General features: G+C 65.7%; 17 protein-coding genes and 1 tRNA gene. 11 read left to right on the forward strand and 7 right to left on the reverse strand.

Features of this window, described 5'->3' with window-relative positions; genetic code table 11:
- Nucleotides 1–5: 5 nt before the first annotated feature.
- The 5 genes from LVJ94_19825 (at nt 6) to LVJ94_19845 (ending at nt 5,332) form a co-directional block, all read left to right on the forward strand.
- A complete protein-coding gene (locus LVJ94_19825; GenBank protein ID WXB09468.1) occupies nt 6–755 on the forward strand; it encodes an ABC transporter ATP-binding protein in 750 nt (249 codons plus the stop codon).
- Nucleotides 746–2,341: a hypothetical protein gene (locus LVJ94_19830; protein WXB09469.1), complete on the forward strand. Its 1,596-nt coding sequence runs from the start codon at nt 746–748 to the stop codon at nt 2,339–2,341. Before LVJ94_19825 ends, LVJ94_19830 begins: the two co-directional genes overlap by 10 nt.
- A 27-nt stretch (nt 2,342–2,368) precedes the next feature.
- On the forward strand, nt 2,369–3,754 hold the full coding sequence (locus LVJ94_19835) for a Hint domain-containing protein (GenBank protein WXB09470.1): 1,386 nt from the start codon (nt 2,369–2,371) through the stop codon (nt 3,752–3,754).
- Complete coding sequence (locus tag LVJ94_19840; protein ID WXB09471.1) at nt 3,751–4,152, forward strand: barstar family protein; 402 nt, start codon at nt 3,751–3,753, stop codon at nt 4,150–4,152. Before LVJ94_19835 ends, LVJ94_19840 begins: the two co-directional genes overlap by 4 nt.
- Before the next feature lie 220 nt (nt 4,153–4,372).
- Nucleotides 4,373–5,332 (forward strand): DUF6268 family outer membrane beta-barrel protein, encoded by a 960-nt coding sequence (locus LVJ94_19845; protein ID WXB09472.1) that lies wholly within the window; start codon nt 4,373–4,375, stop codon nt 5,330–5,332.
- A 64-nt stretch (nt 5,333–5,396) separates the two neighbouring features.
- Here the strand turns inward: LVJ94_19845 and LVJ94_19850 are convergent, their stop codons facing one another.
- From LVJ94_19850 to LVJ94_19860, 3 genes are all read right to left on the reverse strand, one after another.
- Nucleotides 5,397–6,182: a TetR/AcrR family transcriptional regulator gene (locus LVJ94_19850; GenBank protein ID WXB10737.1), complete on the reverse strand. Its 786-nt coding sequence runs from the start codon at nt 6,180–6,182 to the stop codon at nt 5,397–5,399.
- A complete protein-coding gene (locus LVJ94_19855) occupies nt 6,083–6,697 on the reverse strand; it encodes a PadR family transcriptional regulator (GenBank protein WXB09473.1) in 615 nt (204 codons plus the stop codon). Before LVJ94_19855 ends, LVJ94_19850 begins: the two co-directional genes overlap by 100 nt.
- Before the next feature lie 92 nt (nt 6,698–6,789).
- Nucleotides 6,790–7,305, reverse strand: a complete 516-nt coding sequence (locus LVJ94_19860; GenBank protein WXB09474.1) for a VOC family protein — start codon at nt 7,303–7,305, stop codon at nt 6,790–6,792.
- Nucleotides 7,306–7,435: 130 nt separating this feature from the next.
- On the opposite strand from LVJ94_19860, the gene LVJ94_19865 reads away from it, so the two are divergent.
- Nucleotides 7,436–7,708: a PEGA domain-containing protein gene (locus LVJ94_19865; protein WXB09475.1), complete on the forward strand. Its 273-nt coding sequence runs from the start codon at nt 7,436–7,438 to the stop codon at nt 7,706–7,708.
- A gap of 302 nt (nt 7,709–8,010) precedes the next feature.
- On the opposite strand, the gene LVJ94_19870 is transcribed toward LVJ94_19865, so the two are convergent.
- Nucleotides 8,011–8,709 (reverse strand): hypothetical protein, encoded by a 699-nt coding sequence (locus LVJ94_19870; GenBank protein WXB09476.1) that lies wholly within the window; start codon nt 8,707–8,709, stop codon nt 8,011–8,013.
- A 703-nt stretch (nt 8,710–9,412) separates the two neighbouring features.
- On the opposite strand from LVJ94_19870, the gene LVJ94_19875 reads away from it, so the two are divergent.
- Nucleotides 9,413–9,485 (forward strand) — tRNA-Gly (locus LVJ94_19875).
- Nucleotides 9,486–9,790: 305 nt separating this feature from the next.
- Here the strand turns inward: LVJ94_19875 and LVJ94_19880 are convergent.
- Complete coding sequence (locus tag LVJ94_19880) at nt 9,791–10,660, reverse strand: alpha/beta hydrolase (GenBank protein WXB09477.1); 870 nt, start codon at nt 10,658–10,660, stop codon at nt 9,791–9,793.
- A 153-nt stretch (nt 10,661–10,813) separates the two neighbouring features.
- Here LVJ94_19880 and LVJ94_19885 point away from each other — a divergent pair, with 153 nt between their 5' ends.
- Nucleotides 10,814–11,413 (forward strand): CGNR zinc finger domain-containing protein, encoded by a 600-nt coding sequence (locus LVJ94_19885; protein WXB09478.1) that lies wholly within the window; start codon nt 10,814–10,816, stop codon nt 11,411–11,413.
- A 22-nt stretch (nt 11,414–11,435) separates the two neighbouring features.
- Here LVJ94_19885 and guaA read toward each other — a convergent pair whose 3' ends face one another.
- Nucleotides 11,436–12,989, reverse strand: a complete 1,554-nt coding sequence (gene guaA, locus LVJ94_19890; protein ID WXB09479.1) for a glutamine-hydrolyzing GMP synthase — start codon at nt 12,987–12,989, stop codon at nt 11,436–11,438.
- Nucleotides 12,990–13,078: 89 nt separating this feature from the next.
- On the opposite strand from guaA, the gene dut reads away from it, so the two are divergent.
- From dut to LVJ94_19905, 3 genes are all read left to right on the forward strand, one after another.
- Entirely contained in the window at nt 13,079–13,528 is a 450-nt protein-coding gene (gene dut, locus LVJ94_19895; GenBank protein WXB09480.1) for a dUTP diphosphatase, read from the forward strand.
- Between the two features lie 140 nt (nt 13,529–13,668).
- On the forward strand, nt 13,669–15,981 hold the full coding sequence (locus LVJ94_19900) for a beta-propeller domain-containing protein (protein ID WXB09481.1): 2,313 nt from the start codon (nt 13,669–13,671) through the stop codon (nt 15,979–15,981).
- 53 nt (nt 15,982–16,034) lie between these two features.
- The gene (locus LVJ94_19905) at nt 16,035–16,619 is read left to right on the forward strand and encodes a C2 domain-containing protein (GenBank protein WXB09482.1); all 585 of its coding nucleotides are present in this window, start codon (nt 16,035–16,037) and stop codon (nt 16,617–16,619) included.
- Here the strand turns inward: LVJ94_19905 and LVJ94_19910 are convergent.
- Nucleotides 16,616–18,850, reverse strand: coding sequence for a germacradienol/geosmin synthase (locus LVJ94_19910; protein ID WXB09483.1), 2,235 nt, complete (start codon nt 18,848–18,850; stop codon nt 16,616–16,618). The genes LVJ94_19905 and LVJ94_19910 overlap by 4 nt on opposite strands.
- Between the last annotated feature and the right edge of the window lie 157 nt (nt 18,851–19,007).

Below are 19,007 nucleotides of genomic sequence, written 5' to 3' on the forward strand. Positions count from 1 at the left end.
TCTGCATGGCGGTTCCCGCGTTGGAGCTTCGCGAGGTGACGAAGCGGTTCGGTGACAAGGTGGCGGTGGACGGCCTCTCCCTGTCGCTCGAGCCGGGCGCCTTCCTCGGGTTGCTCGGCCGCAACGGGGCAGGGAAGTCGACCACCCTCAAAATGGTCACCGGGCTGCTTCGCCCCACGCACGGAAGCATTCGCGTGCTCGGTTTGGACATCGAGAAGGAACCGCTCGAGGTCAAACGCCAGATCGGCGTCATGCCCGAGGACATGGCCCTGCTCGACATGCTCACCGGCCCGCAGTACCTGCGATTCGTCGGACGCATGTACGGCCTCACCGACGACGTCATCGATGCGCGGGCCAAAGAGCTCTTCGTCAAGCTGGACCTCGTCCCCGGCCCGCGCGCATTGCTTGCAGACTACAGCTTTGGCATGAAGAAGAAGATCGCGCTCTGCGCGGCCATCCTTCACGGCCCGCGGCTGGTCTTCCTGGACGAACCCTTCGAGGGCATCGATCCGGTGACCAGCCGCACCATCAAGGACATCCTCATGGCCATGCGCGAGCGCGGCACCACGCTGGTGCTCACCTCGCACATCCTCGAGGTCGTGGAGCGCCTCTGTCCGCTCATCGCCATTTTGCACGACGGGCGCCTCCACGGGTTCGGGCCCGTCGAGCAGCTGCGCGCCGGCGGTGCCTCGCTCGAAAGCGTTTTCGTCGATTTGGTCGGCGGCGCCCGCACCGGGGAGCTTTCTTGGCTGTAGGCTCGAGCCTCTATTTGGTCCGCGCGGTCATTGCGAGCCACGCGCAGGGCGCGGCGAACCGCATGCGCCGCGAAATGGGGCGGCGTGGCTTGATCATCATGGTGCTCCTGATGACGCTCCTGGTCGCCGTGCTGGTGATCCCGCTCGTCGGCTGGGCCGCCACCATCGGCTATTTCGGGGGAAAGTACATCACCGAGCCATTCATGCAGCGCATGCTCGGGCTCTTCCTGCTCATGGTCTCCTTCGGCGGCGGGGTGCTCAGCGGCACCACCGGCGGCGGACGTCAGATTGCCTGGGAGAGCTACCGCGCCTTTCCCGTGCGCCACGGCGCGCTTTTCGCCGCGGAGCTCGTGGCAAGCTTGCTCGATCTGGTGCCGCTCATGCTGTCCGCGATGGTCATCGCGCACGTGGTGGCCCTGGGCATTGCGCTGCCGCGTGCCATGCCGGTGCTCGCGCTGGTGACGTTCGAGACCATCGGCTTCGTGCTCATCACCCAGACCTTGATCTCCAGCCTGGCCGCGGCGCTTCTGCGGCGCCTGCGGATCGCATTTTCGGCGCTGATGGGCGCCATTGGGTTTGCCTCGCTGATCTTCGCCTCCGCGGTCGAGGGCCCGGCGCCCAGCTTGACCGCCAAGGCCGTGATGAATCGGGTCACGCAGGCGCGCGCAGCCCTCGAGGTGGCGGCCGAATGGTTCCCGGGGACGTGGGGCATTCGCAGCGTGCGGCACGCGGCCAATGGGAACTACCTCGCGGCGTTGGCCGAGCACACGTACCCACTCGGGGTCCTCGCCCTCGGCGTCTTCTTCGCGTCGCGGCTGATGGCCCGCGAGGTGGCCTCGGGCGGCATCGTGGCCTCGGCGCCGGCTTCGCGGTTGTGGAGCTTTCGCTCGCCGGCGTTTGGCATCGCGCGCCTGACGTGGCTCACGCTGATGGATAGTGCGCTGGGGCGTGTCGGCCTCATTGCGCCGTTGCTCACCATCGTTCTGATCCGGCTTCCGCTGCTCCACTGGCTCGGTGCGGGATTGAGCACGCCCGGCGCGTATGCGTACGTTGCGCTCTCGACGTCGGCCATCCAGCTCAATCAATTTGGCCTCGATGGCCACGGCATCAAATCGCTCTTCCTCTTGCCCGTCTCCACCGAGGATCTCTTTCGCGGAAAGAGCTGGGGGCTCGCGACGTACTTTCTCCTGCAGGCCGCCTTGCTCGCGCTGCTGTTCGCGCTCGTGCAAAAGACCCCCGTGATCGAGATCGTCGCGGGAAGCTTCCTCGGCGGCTCCTTCTTCCTCACGCAGAACATGGCAGGGCGCTGGACCTCGGCGTGGCTTCCGCGCCGCCTTCCTCGCCGGGACATGCGCGGTACGGGCGCGCCGGGTGCGTTGCTCTTGGTGTCGCTCGCCCTGACGGTGAGCACCGGCACCGCATTTGGCGGACTGTACGCGGCTTGCCAGCGCTTCGCCCCCGCGTGGCTGGTCCCCGTGAACGTCGCCGTGTTCACCGGATTGCTCGTGCTCGATCGGCTCACGCGCGCGTTGGCCATGCGTTACTTCGATGAACGCCGCGAACGCGTGCTCGAGGCCATCGGCTAGGGCGCCATGTGCTAAACCTGAGCCAGCATGGGCGAAAAGCAGACTCGAGCGCGTAACCACTTCCTCGCGAGCGTGTTTCACCTGATTCGCGATCGGCGCGGCGTCTCCGCCATCGAATACGGACTTCTCCTCGTGGCCATCTTGGTGCTCGTCGCTGGTGGCTACCGGCTGCTGGGCAAGAGGGATCAGAAGGCCACGCAGGTGGCCGAGGCGACCATCGTGGGCAATGCCGATTGGGCGCCTTCGGGTGGCGGCAGCGGCGACCGCGGGATCGGTGGCGGGAGCAACACGCCCGGTGGCAACAGCCCGAGTGGCGACTTGTGCGACGGCCGCTCGTGCGGTGCACCTGGCTCGTGCTTCGTCGCGGGCACCCAGGTGGCCACGCCGTCGGGCGAGCAGCCCATCGAGAGCTTGCACGCGGGCGATCCGGTGCTGGCCCGCAGCGCCGGTGGAGACGTGGAGGTCCGCCCCATCGTGCGCACGTTCGTGCATCCCGCGCACGCACTGGTCGACGTGCACACGGTGACGGTGGACGAGGTGCGCGATCGCGTGCGCTCCACGCCGGAGCACCCGTACTTCACGCTGGGCCACGGGTGGAAGGCGGCGGGCGATCTCGGGGCCGGCGAAACCTTGGTCGATCGCGCAGGGCACGAAGTGCAGGTGACCAAGGTCGTGCGCATCGCGCAGGAGGCCGAGGTTTACAACTTCGAGGTCGACGTCGACCACACGTACTTCGTGGGCAGCCGTACGAAGGTGCTGGTCCACAATGCGTGCGGCGATCCCGACTTCAAAGACTACCCGCGCCCGGATCCTGCCGCGGGGGCCGCCGCCGTCCATGCCGAGAGCACGGCGGTCACGGACGCGCAGAAGGCCGCCAACGACGCGAAGAAGGCGGCGGACAAAGCCAAGGCCGAGCAAAACAAGGCGGACCGCATGGCGACCAGCGTGGCGGCGGGCGCCAAGATCCCCCCGGAGCGAGTCCAGAAGGTCAAGGACGACGCCGCCGCGGCGCAGGCGTCCGCGAATCAGGCAAAGCTGGACGCGGAGAACGCGAAGACGCACGCCGAGAGTTTGGCGCCGGCCGCGGAGAACCAGCATATCCACGACACGCTGGACAAAATCCCCGGCAAGGGCTCGACGGATTGGGGCGCCAATGCGCCGCCCGGCAAGATGGGGGACAACTGGGGCGTCGAATACGGCAACAACGGTGGGGATCTTCCGGCCCCGGCCAAGGCGAGCCCGAGCCCGTACCGCGAATACCGCGTCGATCCCGGAGGGACGGCCACCGACGGCAAAGCAGGCAGCCGCCGCATCGTCATCGATACGCGCAATGGCGACGCGTACTACACCTGGACCCACTACGGTTCGCACGGCGATCCGGCGTTCGTGAAGATCCGGAACGGGTGGCCGTGACCTTCGATCTCAAGGCGCCCGGCGTGGTGCACGTGCCCGATTTGGACGTGGACGCGATCCGCGCGGCCGCCAAGGTGCACGGTGCGGTGGTCTACGTCATGCCGGACACCGGCATCACCGATCGCGCGTCGTTCTTCGCGTGGTTTCGCGCGCACGTGCCGCAGGATCCGCCGCTGGTGAGCGCGCGGAGTTGGGATGCGTTCCGCGATTCCATCCGGAGCGGCCTGCTCGACGAAACGCCGCGCCGTTTCGTCATCGTGTGGCCGAACTCGGCCGCCATGGGCCCGCCGGACGAGCGCCAGAACGCGCTGGACGTTCTCGCGCAAATCGTGGGCGATCTGACCGATGCGCGCGCGACCCGCGGTCGCACGAAGCACGTAAGCGTTCTCGTCGGATAGGTGCGCGCTGACGGTCGGTCGAACGCGCGACTCGCACGTGCGTTCGACCGAATTTGGCATTCCATCATCGAAAGATTGAACGGAGTGCCCAAAGGGGGGCACTGCCTTCGCTGAGGGGATTTTTGCCGCGGATTTCGCCAAAAATTCTTTGCAAATCTTAATGGCGATGATCGCAACTTCTAGTTGCGATCGAACTGGCCCGCCTCTAACAGAAAGTGCAATGCAACTTCGCACCACTGCCGCTTTTCTTTTGCTGCTGGTCTTCCTCGGGTCCAAGCCAGCGAAAGCACAGATGGCCGACTCACTCGCGTCGGTCAACTACGAGCACTACCCGAACGTGAACTCGCCCAGGGACTCGGGCTCGCAGGTCGGTCTCGAGGTTTTCCGCTTTCGCGCGGGCCTTCCCATCCCGCTCACCGAATCGAAAAAGACGATTCTCCTTCCCGGCCTCTCCTACGAGCTGCTCGGGTTTCACGGGGAAGGTGCCAACAAGCCGAACATCGGTACCTTGCATGCACCTTCGGCGTCGCTCGGACTCTTGCAGGTCTTCGGCGACCGATTCATCGGCATGGCCATGGTGGGCGCTGGCTTCGCCACCGACTTTCGCGATCGCGTCTCGGCCGACGATCTTCTCTTCACCGTCACCGGGCTGTTTCTCTACAAGTTCGACAAGAACTTTACCCTCGGCGCCGGCGTCACCTACGACCGCCGCTCCGGCAATTTGCTGCCGTTGCCTGCCATCGGTGTCAATTGGCAGATCAGCAACGAGTTTCGTATCCGGGGCTTCATCCCCGCGAGGCTCGACGTGGAGTATCGCGCACTGCCATGGCTCACCGTGGGCTTGCGCGGCACCTTCGAGGGCAATCGCTTCCATCTCAGTGAGAAGCGCTACGGCGCTTCGGATCTTCAGCTCGCGTACTCGATCATCACCGTGGGGCCCAAGGTCACGTTCCGCCTCGCCGACATGATGCATCTCGATGTGTACTCGTCCGTTGCCGTCATGCGGCGCTACGAAGTTTTGCGCGATGGCGACTCGCTCGGCAGCGCGTACTTGAATCCCACGGTGCTCAGCGGGATTCGGCTTTGGTTCGGTCCCTCGGGTTGGCGCAACGAACAGGCTGCGCCCGCGCCGTCGGAGCCCGCAGTACCAGCCGCCCCCAAGGAGGGAGAGCCTCGATGACGAGACGGTGGACCCTTGCCGCGATTGCGTTGCTGCCCGCGCTTTGCCTTGCTCGCGACGCCCGTTACCTATTCGCTGTTCGACGACCTGTCCGCGCGCTTCCGGCGGCGCGCGCCCGCTTCGCCGGCGCCTTCCGAGTCTTCGTCGCCGTCTTCGCGCGTTTCTCTGGCGGAAGGAGGCCCGTAAGAAGCGCGTCCACCAGCCGCACGAGCGTCGCGCGCTTCGGGGCTTCCCGTTTTGCCAAGGTCCGAAACATGAGCGTCCCTCGCAGGGCTTCGCCGAAGATCGCCCCGTCGAAGTCGCGCGGAACGTCGCCGCGCACGATGGCCCGGTTCACGATGGCGTCGAGGCCCCGCGTTTCGTCGTAGGCCATCCACGCGGCGCCCACGCTGGAAAACACCGGGCCTCGTGCGCGATCTTCCAGCACGGCGACGCGGAGGAGGGCTTGCCCCCCGACGGTGTCGAGGAAGCGGACCATGCCGGCGAGCCACTCGAGGACGTCGGCTCGGAAGGAGCCCGCGTGGGGCAAGGGCCCGAACTGCGACGGCAGGGACGAAAGCGCCGCGCTCACCAGGGCATCCTTGGTGGGCCAGCGCCGGTACACGGTCGTCTTGTTCACGCCCGCGCGTGTGGCCACCTCCTCGACGCCGAGCCCCGCGAACCCGACGCGCACGATTTCTTCGAGGGTTGCCTGGAAAATGGCCTCCACCACAGGGGCGCCGCGGACGGCGGCGGCCTTCGCCTTTTTCGTCATTCGGAAGCTCTCGCTCCCCGTCTTCTCACAGATCGCCGCGCACCGGAAGTCTCCAGCGCGCCTAGCTGGTCTAGCTCGTCGCGCAGTTGGCGGCACCACGCGAGCTCGTTTTGCCAGAGGCTCTCCAGGTGCCCGAACGTGGAGCCGAAGAGCGTCTGCTGTGCAGCACCGATGGCGTAGCGTTCTGCGTTGCGCGCGAGTTCCTCTCCCTCCCGCGCGATGTGGGCGATGTGCGCTTTGCAGAACTCCGTATAGTGCTCGACGAGCATCGTGCGCTCCTCGGGTGCGAGCAGGTCGAAGGCCGTCACCTTGTAGGAAAAGAGCTCGCGGTACTCACGCGGGCTCGACTTGGTGTCGAGCATCAACTCGTGAAAGCGGGCCTTGCCCCTCTCGGTGATGGCATACGTCGTCGCTTGCCGCCCACTGCGCTGGGCCACGGGTACACGCTGCTCGGTGATGTGCTTTTCCTTCTCGAGCGCGGCCAAGAGCGGGTAGATGCGCCCGTTGCTGGCCTTCGCAAAGGGGCCGATGATGTCGTTGATGATCTGCGCCATGAGGTAGCCCGTGGTGGGCTGGCGCATCAAAAGGGAGAGGACGATCAGCTCGTACATCGCGTTCGGGTCCACCGTACGCGACGCGCGGGCGCGCGGCCATCCTTGGGGACAATGGCACTGCGTCGAGAGGATCGATGCAACGGCGCCGGTCAGGTCGCGGGCGCGAGCTTGCGGAGATCGGGCGCACCCACGGAGACTTCGCCGGCGTACGCGTGGGTGACGAATTCGAGCTTGTTGCCAAAGGGATCCAGAAAATAGAGCGACGCCTGCCCGGGCGGGCCGAGGCGGCGGGGGCCATCGAAGGGGACGTCGACGGCCGCAAGCACGTCGCGCGCGCGGTCCATGTCTTCGCCCGTTACGGCGAGGGCAAGGTGCGGGTGGCCGCGTTCGAGTGCGGGCTGACCACCGCCCTGCAGGAAGAGATCGACCCGCGGGCCCGGTCCGTTGCCGAAGCGGAGGGAGAGATGAAGGGGACTGTTTTCGCCGTTCTTCAACTCGCCCGTGCGCTCGGGCCTTTGCTCGTGGAACGCCGCCGCGTCGTCGAAGCGGGCGACGACCGTGGCGCCCAGGAGATCGACGTAGAAGCGCTCGGCCAGCACGAGATCTCCGACGGGAAGGGTGAGGTGGTCGACACCCCGAACCAAGTTTTTCAGTGAAAGGGTCATGGGTCCTCCTTGAAGACAGGTCTCAATGACCTGTCATGATGACTTATTGGATCCCGCGAGCCTCCTTGTCAATGCGGCCTCGGCATGTTCCTCTGCGCCGGTGCTTCGCTGTCTCGCAGGTTTTCTTCTCGTGGCCGCCCTGACGGCCTGTGGCGGTAGCGAGCCGCCGCGCACGGTCTCCCTGCGCATGAAGGGGGAGCCGGCCGCGGCCACCGTCACCGTCGACGATCAGTGGATCGGCACCTTGGCGCGGGTCACCCGGTTTGGCGTGGCGCTCCCGCCGGGCCGGCATCGCATCACGGTGGAGGCGCCGGGGCACTTCCCCTGGGACCGCCTCGTCGAGGTCAAGGAAGGGGATGCCCCCGTCCAGCTCGACGTCGCCCTGGTCCCCGTGCCGGACTGAAGAGACCTGGAATGTAGCGTTTCGCGCGGAAAAGCGTTGTCTTCTTGACGAAACCGTGGCACTTGTCCGCCCCTTACCCCAGGAAAGAAGGATTGACCGAATGGCCAACCGCGCAATTTGGAGCATGAGAAAGCGTCACGAATGGCTCGCCAAGCCCGCGAAGACCCGCCGCATCAAGCGCGCGACGCGTCTGCGCTGCGGTCTGCAGGACGCGATCGACCGCAAGAACACCGGTTCGCAAGAGCCGTCCTGATCGGGCTGATCGCGGGTCGGAGCCTGATCGCCCCGCGAGCGGGTTGGGGTCAGGCGTCCGCGCGAAACTTCGCCGCGGCATAAACGAGCAGCGAGAGGGCCGGTACGATCGCCGCGGTGAGCACGATTCCCCGCGATGACCGGCTCGCCGCCACGGCTGCCGCGTGAAAGAGGAAGATCGTCGGAAGGACCGCGAGAAGCACCGCTGCCGCGAAGCGCAGCGTGGTGCCGCCGTCCTTCCTTTCGGTGCGTCGGACCGACGCCGCCAACAGCGTGAGCGCACCGCCGGCGAGGGCGGTCACCGCCGCGGCGACCGAGCGCCCCGCGACACCGGGGCCGCTCTCTTCTTCGTGCCGAGTTGTGTCCGTGGCCATCGCCGACGCGACGCTCGCGCCATCTTTGGTCACGCGGAGGCCGTGGGCATGGTCGACGAAGTCGCTTCCGTCGAAGGTCCAATCCGAGCCGCGCGCCATCGTGGGGAAGTAGCCCTGCAGGTCGATGCGCGGGCAGGCGACGAGCAGCGCCCCCGCCAATAGGGACACGAGGACACCCGCCGCCACGGGCCCCGCGGCATTCCTCCGAGGGCTGCGCCCTAGCGCTTCCAGAGCAAGCCGCTCGCTTCGCGCGCGCACACCGGCGAGGGCCGCCCATACACCTACGCCTGCACACATGGGCACGACCGGCCACGTGCGCCCGATGCGCACCGGCCAGGCGACGTCGCCTTCGTCGGTGGTCGCCGTCAGCAGCAAGGCGAGGGCCAGGGAAAGGCCGGCAAAAACAAGAGCCCGTCGAGCTCCGCGAAGATCCCATGTCCAAGCCGATCCGAGAAGGATTCGCGAAGGGAATCTTGAAAAGAGCGAAAGCTTGGAAAAAACTCCGGGCATCACGTGTTACAGTAGCGAAAGGCGTCGTGCTCGGATGCTACTCAAGTCCAGCGATTATGCGGCAAGGGAAAACCCTGGCGGGCACGGCACAAATCGGGCTTCGCGCAAGCGGCCCATTACGGAAACACTCGCTGCGGCGGCGGAACTTCCGTTGACCCCCGAGTGCCGGCATGTCCGGAGGAGGAAACGCGTCATGCAGAGTACCTATGGTCCCAACACGAAGGGGCTGTCTCGGTAAAATCTGACGCAGGACCACCCTCGACAACGCCAGCCGATGGTTGCGACGCATCCATCGCACCGCGCTGCGCGGGAGCCTGCCGCTTCGCCGGGGCCATCACGCGAGTGTACGCCCAACGATGCGCGGCAGCGGTCATCCGTAAGCGTCCCGAACATCCCCTGAATCCGCAGCCTCACTGGTGAGGTTGGCGGTTTCGGGAAGGGGCCAGTACCGGCGGCCCGGGTGAAGACAATCCTCACCCGGGCCGTTGACTTTTCAGCAGCCGCCGATTGCCACATCTGGCATATTGACGAAGGCCACACGACAGCGCTACGAAAGCGCTTGCAGCACGCGGGAATAACTCAGTTGGTAGAGTGCAAGCTTCCCAAGCTTGATGTCGCGGGTTCGAATCCCGTTTCCCGCTCTGTTTTTTCGAGAGAATCGCGTATTTCGCGGACAGACGCCTAGGCCGCGGACATTGGGCGGGGAACTGTCGCCAAAGCCTTCTCCGACGGCCCCGACCGTCGGGAGGCAGCGTGCAGGCGCTTTTGCCAACGGGCAGGTGGCGTCTCCTACCCGGCGAACGATCTTGTCGAACCGCCAAGAGCGCCAAGTTCAGGGGCCGTGAACGAGGGCATTCCTTGGCGCTCCAGCACATCCTCCATCTTGGCGCCTTGGCGGTTCGAGCAGACAGCGCGAACAGCTCGTATTGGAGAACGCCCCAACGCTTTAGAGATTTTTCCCCAGGAACCGGCGGATGTGCGTGGCGATGGTCGCGTGCTCTTCTTCCAGGGCGAAGTGGCCGGTGTCGAGGAGGTGCGTCTCGATGTGGCGCAGATCTTTAGCGTAGGCCTTGGCGCCTTCGACGGTGAAGATGGGATCGCCCTTTCCCCAAACGACGAGCGTCTTGGGTTGGTGCTTGGCGAAGTAGGCGTGCCACTCGGGGTAGCGCGCGGGGTTCGTGTGGTAATTCGCGTGCAGCGCGTACTGGATGTCGAAGCTGCCGGGTCGATCGAGGCCGTACTGGTCCAGGTTCCACGCGTCCGGGTTCATCCCGTCGGGGTTCTTCGCGCCGGTTTTGTACTGGGAGATGGTGCCTTCGAGGGACATCAGCTTGCGCGCCGCGGCTTCGCGTTCCGCGTTGCGAGGGCCGGAAAGCGTCGCGAGAAACTCGCGCGCCATGGGCGAGAGGCCCTCGTCGTAGGCATTGGCGTTCTGCACGATGAGCGCGCGGATCCACTCCGGGTGGCGCGTGGCCAGGCGAAAGCCCACGGGGCCGCCGTAGTCCTGCACGTACATGGCGAAAGGCGGAAGGCCGATGGCCCCGACGAAGCGCTCCACGACGTCGGCGAGATGGTCGAACGTGTACGCGAAGCGATCGGCGGCCGGGGCGTCGCTGTTGCCGAAGCCGGGGTAGTCCGGCGCAAGGACGTGGAAGTCTTGGGCGAGCTCCGGAATGAGATCGCGGAACATGTGCGAGGACGACGGAAAGCCATGCAGGAGCAAGATGGGCGGCGCGTCCTTCGGCCCGGCTTCCCGGTAGAAGATGGAGAGACCCTCGACCTTGGCGGTCCGATACGCGATGGAGGGAGCAGACATGGTCGTGATCCTTTCGGGGGCCCGTGCGGGGCCACGGCAGCCGGCCATCACGATGGCGAACGCTGCGCAGAGACTGCGGAACCGGAGATGCATTGCTAACACCGTCAAAATATTGCTTTGACGGTGTATGGCTTGCCATGTAACCTGTCAAGCGTGACATCAGGGGTTTCGTCGCCCTTTCTCTTCCTCGGGAACCATCCCGCGCTCGACTTTCTCAACACGGCGCCGCGGGATGGCGAGCGGCTCACCGACTACCGCGGGCTCGCAGCATGGATGGAGCAGGCTGGCCTGGTGCTTCCGGAGGATGCGGCCGTAGCCGGCGCACGATGGGGTGACACGACGGAGGCCGCTGCGGTCCTCGCACGCGCGCTCTCCCTTCGCGAGCTTTTCCGCGACGTCATTCACTGCGTCATTTTTGGCAGCACGGTCCCCTCGACGTTGCTCGTGCCACTCAACGCGGCCTTGCGCGAAGAGTCGGGCGCATACACGGAACTATGCCGCAACCCGAAGACGGGTGGCTTCCAGCGCATCACCCGCATGGCCCTGTCCAACGCGAGCGATCTCCTCGCGCCCATCTTGCGGGCGATGGGCGCCTTCCTCGCCGAAGCGAAGCTCGATCTGGTGCGCGCCTGCGAAGACCCGACCTGCGTGCTCGTCTTCTACGACGTCTCCAAGAACCACACCCGCCGGTGGTGCAGCATGGAAGCGTGCGGCAACCGCCACAAGGTCAACGCGTACCGCGCGCGAAAGTAGCGGTACGCGGACTTTCTAGCGGTCACTCCCACTCAATCGTTGCCGGTGGCTTCGACGAGATGTCGTACACCACGCGGTTGATGCCGCGCACCTCGTTGATGATGCGGTTCGAGATGCGGCCGAGCAAATCGTAGGGCAGGGGAGCCCAGTCGGCGGTCATCCCGTCCACCGAGCGCACGGCGCGGACGGCGCAGGTCTCTTCGTAGGTGCGCCCGTCGCCCATCACGCCCACGGAGCGTACGGGGAGCAGGACGCAGAAGCTTTGCCAGATCTGCTCGTTCAGGCCGGCCTGGTGGATCTCGCTGGTGACGATGGTGTCGGCCTTGCGCAGCACGGCGAGGCGCTCCTCGGTGATCTCGCCGAGGCAGCGAATGGCCAGACCCGGCCCGGGAAACGGCTGCCGGTAGAGCAAGTCGCGCGGCATGCCGAGTGACTCGCCGGCGGCGCGCACTTCGTCCTTGAACAGCTCGCGCAGCGGCTCGATGAGCTGCAGGTTCATGCGCTCGGGCAGGCCACCGACGTTGTGGTGGCTCTTGATCACCGCGCTCGGTCCCTTGAAGGAGACGCTCTCGATGACGTCGGGGTAGAGCGTGCCCTGGACCAGGTAGCGCGCGCCTTTGACCTTGGCCGCCTGCTCCTCGAACACGTCGATGAACACCTTGCCGATGATCTTTCGCTTTTGCTCCGGATCGGTCACGCCACGCAGGGCGTCGAGGAAGCGCTTTTTCTCGTCCACCGCGATGAGGTTCAAGTGGAAATTCTCGCGGAAGGTGGCCACCACTTGCTCCACCTCGCCCTCGCGCAGCACGCCGTTGTCGACGAAGATGCACGTGAGCCGGTCGCCGATGGCCTTGTGGCAGAGCACCGCCGCCACCGAGGAGTCGACGCCGCCCGAGAGCCCGCACACCGCGTGTTCGTCCGCGCCGACGCGCTGGCGCACGATGTCGATGGCCTCGTCGGTCCACGAGCCGGGCGTCCACGTGGGGTGCAGCCCGGAGACGTCGAACAGGAACGACGCGAGGATGTCCGAGCCGCGCGGCGTGTGCACCACCTCGGGGTGGAATTGCAGGCCGTAAATCTTCTTCTCGGCGTTGCCCACCGCACAGAAGGGCGTGTTGCCAGAGACGCCGATGGTCGCGAAGCCCGGCGGCAGCGACACGATGCGGTCGCCGTGGGACATCCACACGTCCAACGTTTCGCGCTTGGAGAAGCGATGAAAGATGCCCTCGGGCCGCTCGACCACGACCCGTGCGGCACCGTATTCGCGTGCCGTTGCGCGTTCGACCTTGCCGCCGAACGTCTGCGCCACGAGGTAAAGGCCGTAGCAGATGCCGAGCACGGGAATGCCCAACTCGAACACGCGCGGATCGAAGGGCGGGGCGTCTTCGTCGTAGACGCTGGAGGGGCCGCCCGAAAGGATGAGCGCTTTGGGATTCAGCTCTCGCACCTTCTCGAGGGGAACGGTGCAAGGGTGGATCTCGCAATAGACGCGCTGCTCGCGGATTCTTCGCGCAATGAGCTGCGTGTATTGCGAGCCGAAGTCGAGAATTAGGACCAGCTCGCGCTTTTCACTCACACGCGCGGCATAGCAGGAGGCACGCAGCCACGCGACGGAAATGCGACGGAAATCCGCGGAAAAGCCGACGGGTGTGGTACGCAGTCCCCATGGTCCCCGACTTGATGATTGCGGTAGCTCGCACTGGCCCGATCCAGGTTCCGTTGCCACGGTACCAAACAGCGGGTTCGGCAGGAATGGACCTCGTGGCGGCCCTCGAGAAACCGGTGCGCATCAAGCCCATGGAGCGCGTGCTCGTACCGACCGGATTGCGTTTTGCCATCCCGCCGCAATTCGAAGGGCAGGTGAGACCGCGCTCGGGGCTCGCGGCCAACGAAGGCATTACCGTGCTCAACGCCCCCGGCACGATCGACTCCGACTACCGCGGCGAGGCGAAGGTGCTGCTCGTCAACCTGGGCTCGAAGGCCGTCACCATCTCCCCGCTCGATCGGATCGCCCAGCTCGTCATCGCCCCCGTGGCACGCGCCCAACTCTTCGAGGTCGAGGCCCTGGACGAAACGGCCCGCGGCGAAGGCGGTTACGGCTCGACGGGCACGTAGGGACGCGCCGTGTCGCGGGGATGTGCCATATCGAGCCATCCTCGGACCGGGTTGCCCGGAAGAGCTGGCTATATCGGCTATTATTCCAACTAGTTACCTCGCGTTCGTGCGTGGCTCACGGTTTGCTGAGACCGTGGGCCATGAGGAAGACCCATTCGCTTTTGTGGACGGCTTGTTTCGCCGCGGTTGGTTCCATGACCATCGGCGGTTGCGGAAGCAGCTCGGGGGGCCAAGCGGAGGAGGAGACGGGCGAGATCAACGCGTCCCTTCACCGTGCGCAGGGATGCGGCGATCTCCTCGACGACTTGAAGCGCGACACGCGGCTCAAGATGGAGAAATCCATCGACCAGCAGATCTCTTGGCTGCAGCAATGCTTGCTGACCGGGTGCGGCTACGACAAAGGCGGCGTGGGCATGGACTCGGGCTCGAACGGTGCGCCCCCGACCGCCGGTGGAGCCGGTGGGGACAGCCGCGGTGAAGCCGCGACGTCGTACTCGCAGACGAACACGCAGGTGAACGGCGTCGACGAAGCGGACTTCGTCAAGAACGACGGCAAGTACATCTACGTCCTTCACGGGCGCGCCTTCAAGGTGCTCAATGCGTGGCCGTCCAAGGAACTGAAAGAGTCCTCGACGTTCGACATCGAGGGCAATCCGTCCGAGATGTTCGTGGCCGACGGCAAGGTGGTCATCTACTCGTACGTGAACGGTGTCGACGTCTTCACCGCGGCCGGTGTGTCGCCGAAGAATCGGCTGCAGAGCTACTACGGCTACGGGTTCGTCGGCGATGTGGCCGCGACGGAGAAGGGCGGGGCGCCCGCTGGAGGGGGCTCCAGCACGCCGTACGTGCCGCTCACGAAGATGACCGTGCTTGCCCTCGATGGGACCACCCCCAAGGTGACGCGCGAGGTCTACTTCGAGGGAGGCTACCTCGATGCGCGCCGCGTGGGACCGCACGTGCGCACCGTGTTGCAAGGCTACGCGTACGGACCGCGTCTCAAGTACAGCTATTACGATTTGTACCCGTACACGCCGCAAGGGCCGAACAAATCGCCGACGATTTCGGAGCAGCTCGCGGCGCTCCAGGAGGTTCGTGCGCAGAACGAGGCGGCCATCGATGCGAGCACCTTGGCGGACTACCTGCCGTACACGTTCGTGAAGACGGCCGAGGGCACGAAGGCCCAAACCGTGGCGTGCGAGGATTTCTACGTGCCCACCGTGGGAAGCACGGAGAGCGGCATCTCCGAGGTGGTCTCGATCGACTTGAACGATGCGAACGCTGCCCCCAAGGAGAGCGCGATCCTCGGCCGTGCCGATACGGTCTACGGCGGGACCGATACGCTCTACCTCGCGACGCGCGCATGGAATTGGCCGTCTTTCTCGTGGCGGGCGGGGAGTGTGCCGTCGGGTGAGCAGCCCGCGCTGCCGGTGAGGGCCATTTCCTCGGCGCGCACGCACATTCACAAATTCGAATTCAAGACGGATGCGAAGTTTCCGAATTACCAAGCGTCCGGCACGCTCAAAGGATCCATCAAGGATCAATTTTCGCTCGATGACCAAGATGGCTACCTCCGCGTCGCCACCACGGAGTCGCGCACGTACATCGACGCGAAGGGGCGGTACTTCTGGCCGAACCAGACGCTCGATGCGAACGGCGAACCCACGCCCGATTCGCAGACGAACCAGTGGCCGCGCTCCGTGAATCAGCTCGCGGTGCTCCAGCAGAACGATGCGCGGCTCTTGCCGGCGGGCAAGGTGGAAAACCTGGCCCCGAACGAGTCGATCTTCAGCGTGCGCTTCGTCGGCTCGCGCGGCTACGTGGTGACGTTCCGCCGCGTCGACCCGCTGTTCGTGTTCGACCTGTCGTCGCCGCAGAACCCCAAAGTGCTGGCCGCGCTCAAGATCCCGGGCTTCAGCGAGTACATGCACCCCATCGACGAGCGGCACATCCTCACCATCGGTCGCGACGGCGATCAGCAGGGGCGGGCGCGTGCGCTGCAGTTGCAGATCTTCGACGTGGCCGATGGTGCCAATCCGGTGCTGAAGCATCGCTACACGTTCGAGAGCGGCACGTACGGCGCCAGCGAAGCGGAGTACGACCACAAGGCGTTCACGTACTTCGCGGACAAGAAGCTTCTCGCGTTTCCGTACTACAGCTACGGCTCGACCAGCATGACGAGCACCCTGGAGCTCTTCAAGGTCGACGTGGGGGCGGGCATCACCAAGCTGACGAGCATCGACCAGTCGCCCCTCGTGGCGCAGCATGGGCAGGGCTACTGCGGTGGCTACTACCGACCCAGCGTTCGCCGCGGCATCTTCCTGGAGGACTACGCCTACGCCATCTCGTACGGCGGCCTGGTGGTGCGAAACGCGGCCAAGTTGGACGAGCCGGCGGTGACGCTGGCGCTTCCAAGCCCGCAGATCAACAACGGGTACGGGCCGGTCTGCTACTGAGCCCACCGAAGCCGAGCTGAGAATCTTTTTCGCCGTTCGCACGTCTCTCGAGGGTGCGAACGGCGATCTTCTTTTTGTCGGCCATGGCCATGGCGTTGGGCGTCGGCGGTTGCAGCTCGGAGCCCGAGCGGCCTGAGCCGCTTTTCGTGCGGGTGGCGGTGGTCGGCGCCACGGTCGGGCCGGCGAAGCTCGATGGTGCGCGTTGGGATGGGCTGACCGTGCTGCCCAACCTCGTGGCCGGCGTCACCCGAGAGGCCGGGGGCGAGACGGGTACGGCGATCATGGCCGCGCACGTGACGGGCGAGGTGCTCGCTCCGTTCGAGAAGCCCGATCCGGCCGGGTGGGCCGAGCTCACCGGGGTGCGCCGTCCGCTGACCGGGGGCGGCAGCGATACGTTGACCCCCGCGTGGTCGTCGGCCGAGTGGCGGCACGTGCGCCTGTCGGACACCACGCGGCTTCGCGTGCACCTCGTCGACCGCGATGACATCGGCAGCGACGAGCCCATCGGCGATGTCGACGTGCACGCCGGCTACCTGCGCGAGGCCCTCGAAAAGGGTACCGTCGTGCAAGTGCCCGTGTCCGATCAGACCCACGGGCAGCTGCTCTTCGTCGCCGTTTCGGTCGCCCCCGAAGCCTAGTCCGCGCGCGGCCCGATGCGCACGGCGGCGGTGCCCAGGCCGGAGGGGAGGAACGAGAAGCTCTTCGACGTGTCGGGCTTCGAGCGGTACGTGCGCCGCAGGCCCGCCTCGGAGTAGCGCGCGCAGCGGCGGTGCCACTCGAGGATGCCGGACATCCACGACGTGAGATGGTCGGCGTGGCCCTGGAGAAGTGCGCGCAGCGGAGCGTCGAGTTGGAAGTCGTCGAACAGCGCGGGTAGATCGTTTTTCACGATGTGCTCGAATTGCTGCATGCGCTCTTTCATCAAGCGCACCACGATGTCGAGCGCCTTCCAGCGGTCGATGCCGAGGAAGTTCTCCACCACGAGCACGATGTTGTGGACCTCGCCCTCGTACTCGATTTCCTTTTGGTACGAGAACACGTCATTGGTGAAGCACGCGTAATCCTGCGCCGCCGTTTCGAGCTCGCGCATGACGCGCGTGTGTCGGATCTCCGCAGGGATCACCTCGAAGTGGTCCAGAAGGGCGAGGCTCACGGTCAGCTCCGAGCCGAACGTCTTGCGGCGCATCTCGACGTAGTCGATGGGATCGGGGATGCGGTGCTGTGCCTGATTGGCGAGCTCCCAGAGCCAGCTGTCGAGCATCTCCTCGTTGGCCTTGCGAAAGGCCTTGCGTGCGGCCTCGTTCATCCGCCCTGCGGTGCGCTGCCATAGGTTGGCCAGGCCGCGCTCGAGCGGGTTCGTCGGCTCCGGGGTGGCGCCTGCGTCGAGGGGCATGAACTGCGCGAGCCGCACCGTGCACGCCTTGGCCGCGGCGAGGTTGCGCGACGCACCGAAGACCATCGGGTAGTAGTCGTCCGCGTAGGTGCCCCACGCCAGCCAATCCGATGAGAGATGGAGCTGCTCTTGGGTGGCCTTGGCGTGGATCATCGCCGCGCAGTGCGCGAAGTCGAACCCGACGAAGCGCGGTTCGTCCCACACGCCGCGCTCGATTTCCGGCACCGCGTCGAAGAAGCCCATGCTGCGCGCCCACCCCACGATGTAGCGGCGCGCCGACGCCAAGTGGGGGCTCGTTTGGATGGGGTAGGGCATGTACAGATCGGGCAACGCGAGGTGCCCCACGGGCTGGAACGGCTTGTGCGCATGCTGGCGCGCATGCCCGCGCAACCCCGGGCCAAACGACAACGAGCTCGCGGAGATGCCGATGCCCTTGGGGCCTGGCAGCGACGGGGCGGACGACTCCTTGAGGCTCTCGTTCATGTAGCGGCTCGAGCGTGCGTGCCACTCGTGGCCACCGGACTGCCAGTCCTGGAGGCCTTTCACGTAGGCCGCCACACCGAGCTGCGCGTTCGGCGGCACCGCGTGCTCCACGAACAGAGGGGGCACCTCCGTGAGCGCGGTGTTCTCGAATTGTTGCAATCGCGATGTCAGCAGGTCATTCACCCGGTCGGCGGCATCCTGGGTCGAACACGCGAAGAAGCGCTCGAACACGAGCACGGCGTTGGAGTTCTCGCCCTCCTCCTGCACCTCGCGCTGGTACGAGAACAGATCGTTTCGGAGGTGCACGGCGTCCGAGAACGTATCGGAGAGCACCTCCATCGGCCGCGTGCCGGCGAGGTTGGCCGGGATCTCCGCGCCCACGGCGTACTCGACGAGGTTTGCCGACCAGGGGGCGCCGCCGACCCGGCGGCGCATGTGCATGTACTCGATGGGGTTGGCAATGCGGCCGATGTCGATGTTGATGAGCTCCCACATCGACTCGACCATGAGGTTGTGGGTGCTCGTGATGAAGCGCGTACGCCATGCATCGGTCATCGCCGGCGTCGTCCGCGCCCAGAGATCTTTCAGCCCAGCCTCGGCGGGGTTGGTCGGTTCGGGCGACTCTTCCTTCCCACGGGTCATGAAGCGCTCGAGCTGCGCCAGGTACGCTTGCGCTCCCCCGAGATCGCGATTCCGGGCGTGCTTGAAGTGCTCGAGGAAGTGGTCGTCGAAGAAGAAGACCCAGACGTACCAATCGGTGATCAAGTCCAGCGCAGGCCCGTCGCAGTCGGGATGCGTGTACGCGCACATGAGCGCGTAATCGTGTTTGAGCAAATCCTCTTCGGTCCAAACGACGCCGCCCCCGGGCTTGGGCGCATCGAGCATGCCCAGCTCCCGTGCCCACGCCGTGCTGTGCTCGCGCGCCCTCTCCAGGTTCGGGTTGAGCCGTGCTGGATACGGCATATAGAAGTTCGGCAACCTGAATGCCTGCATGACGAATGCTCCCTCCCTGGTGCGGCCGCGGCTTAGATGCCAGATGCTGGATGCCAAGATGGCAGATGCTGCGGCGCCCTGACGTAAAGCTGCGAAAGCACTCGTACATCGCGTGCGCGCTCTCGTCCAGGTGGGACGTGCGTCGTTGTTTCGATGT

It is taken from the genome of Sorangiineae bacterium MSr11367, assembly GCA_037157805.1.
GTDB lineage: Bacteria > Myxococcota_A > Polyangia > Polyangiales > Polyangiaceae > Pendulispora > Pendulispora rubella.